Here is a 2,057-nt window from a genome sequence, read left to right on the forward strand (position 1 = left end):
AATAGAGTAGGCGCATGAATTTATTCATGCGCCTCTCACAGATCCGTACGTGCGGGTCATCGCATACGGCTCCTCCATGTTATCCCCTCTGGGGATGATGTTCATTGTAAATATCCACTAAAGATACAAGACCTATTTCCTTAAACCATTCATTAGGAAGTGCTGTGTTTATTGGTTTAGTTCGAGAACTTCTCCACGCATACATACGCAGTTTCGGAAGCTCTCCCTTCCATTTTCTTTTACGTAACTCCCTATGGAGTTTCCGTATATTTCGCCAACTTCTTAGTTGAATTGCTCTCAACCTTCTTCGAATCCATCCATCAAATTTCTCAAAAAGCTTTTTTGAGTGACCATGTCCAAAATAGTTGCCCCACCCACGTAGGTAGGGGTTAAGTTTGTCTTTGACCAACCGTTCTATGTTTACTGTTTGATTACGCTTCGTTATCTCTTTTACCGTGCTCTTAAATTTCTCTAAGGACTTTTCAGATGGTTTAGTCCAATAAGCTCGACTAAATTCATACCCTAAGAAAACAAAAGGTTGCTCTAAATTGTTTACAATTCTCGTCTTCTCAGGATGGACCTTTAATTCCAGATTTTCCTCTAAGAAATAAATGACTGATTTCAGAACACGCTCAGCCCCCTTCTTTGATTTACAACAGATGACGAAGTCATCCGCATACCTCGTAATGCGGTGACCCCGTTTCGTCATTAACTCGTCTAGGGGATGTAGATATATGTTAGCTAGGAGTGGACTGATGACACCACCTTGTGGCGTGCCCTTTTCATTTAAATGAAACGTTCCACCTTCCATTACTCCTGCTTGAAGAAAACTTTGAAGCAGTTGAATAAGACTACCATCAATTATCTCTTTACGAACCAGGGATAGAAGTTTATCCTGCGGAATGGTATCGAAATATGATTTTAAGTCTGCATCAATGACATAAACATAGCCATCGGATAAATCCTTACGGATTTTCTCCAAAGCCATATGAGCACTTCGATTTGGTCTGAACCCAAAGCTACATTCTAAAAATTCGGCTTCAAAAATTGGTTCGATTATTCTGCGTACAGCTGCCTGCACTACTCGGTCTCTTACAGTTGGGATTCCTAAAGGTCTATCGGTACCGTCTGCCTTGGGAATGTATACACGTTTCACCGGTCTTGGTTTATATCTCTTGTCTCGTAATTCTCGTTGAAGGATTTGTACATTATCCTTCAATCCATACTCGAAATCCTTGATGGTTACTCCATCAACCCCCGCTGCTCCACGGTTTCTTTTGACCTCTTTTAGGGCTTCCTCCATATTAGGCATAGACCATACTTTATCCATAAGGCTATACCATTTTCTCTTTGGTGACTTCTTTACTCCTTCACGAAAACTATGTTTGTCTATTCTTTCCTTCATGTTCGTGTTTCTTCCTCTCAGTCTAAAGAGTGCTTAGTCCAACTTCGACAATCCCTTTAGTTCTTTCAAGTACTACGCTCCAGACGGTTTACCCTTTTGTTCAACCCCGAATCTTAGGACTTTGTTCCTCATCGGCTTCTGTCTGGCACATAAAGTGTTCCTAGATAACTCTAGCTTTTCTTTCATGGGCAACAGGCTTCACAAGAGTTTCTGCCTTTTGGGTCAGAGCTCTTCTCGATAACAGGGTACCGAGTCACTCATCTTTTCGACTTTTCCAATGAGCTTATTCATTACTATCCCGTGCTCTGACTTCTCACCATCCATAGTCTTATCTCGCCCATCGCAAGCTTGAATAAGGTTTACCTAGATTCGGAGATGATGAGACCTCCTTGGGTCACGTCATCGGGCTTTCACCTGAAGCTAGTCCTCCTAACTAACAGAATCCTCTTGTGGTACTGGACACTCCCGTCTTTTGCAGGGTTATCCGATTCTGCCAGCCAACTCGGTTTTGTCGCCTATTCCAGGTTTTGCCTCCAGGTCCTCCGCACATGTTCTCACGACCATGCACTACCTGTCAGCTATACACTTCCGCCACTACGGTGTGTTCAGGACTTTCACCCTCTAGTCCGATGCGCTGCCAAGCGCACAAAAG

1 protein-coding gene is annotated in these 2,057 nt (G+C 43.0%); it reads right to left on the bottom strand.

The features are described from left to right. Nucleotides 1-79 precede the first annotated feature (79 nt). The gene (gene ltrA / locus ACFVAD_RS24190) at nt 80-1,405 is read right to left on the bottom strand and encodes a group II intron reverse transcriptase/maturase (protein WP_386646449.1); all 1,326 of its coding nucleotides are present in this window, start codon (nt 1,403-1,405) and stop codon (nt 80-82) included. Nucleotides 1,406-2,057: the final 652 nt, after the last annotated feature.

The sequence above is a fragment of the Sutcliffiella sp. NPDC057660 genome (genome assembly GCF_042800035.1).
GTDB lineage: Bacteria > Bacillota > Bacilli > Bacillales > Bacillaceae_I > Sutcliffiella_A.

Bases quoted from the DNA above. Each gene is read 5' to 3' on its own strand.
- ltrA (WP_386646449.1), bottom strand. From the start codon at position 1,405: ATGAAGGAAAGAATAGACAAACATAGTTTTCGTGAAGGAGTAAAGAAG.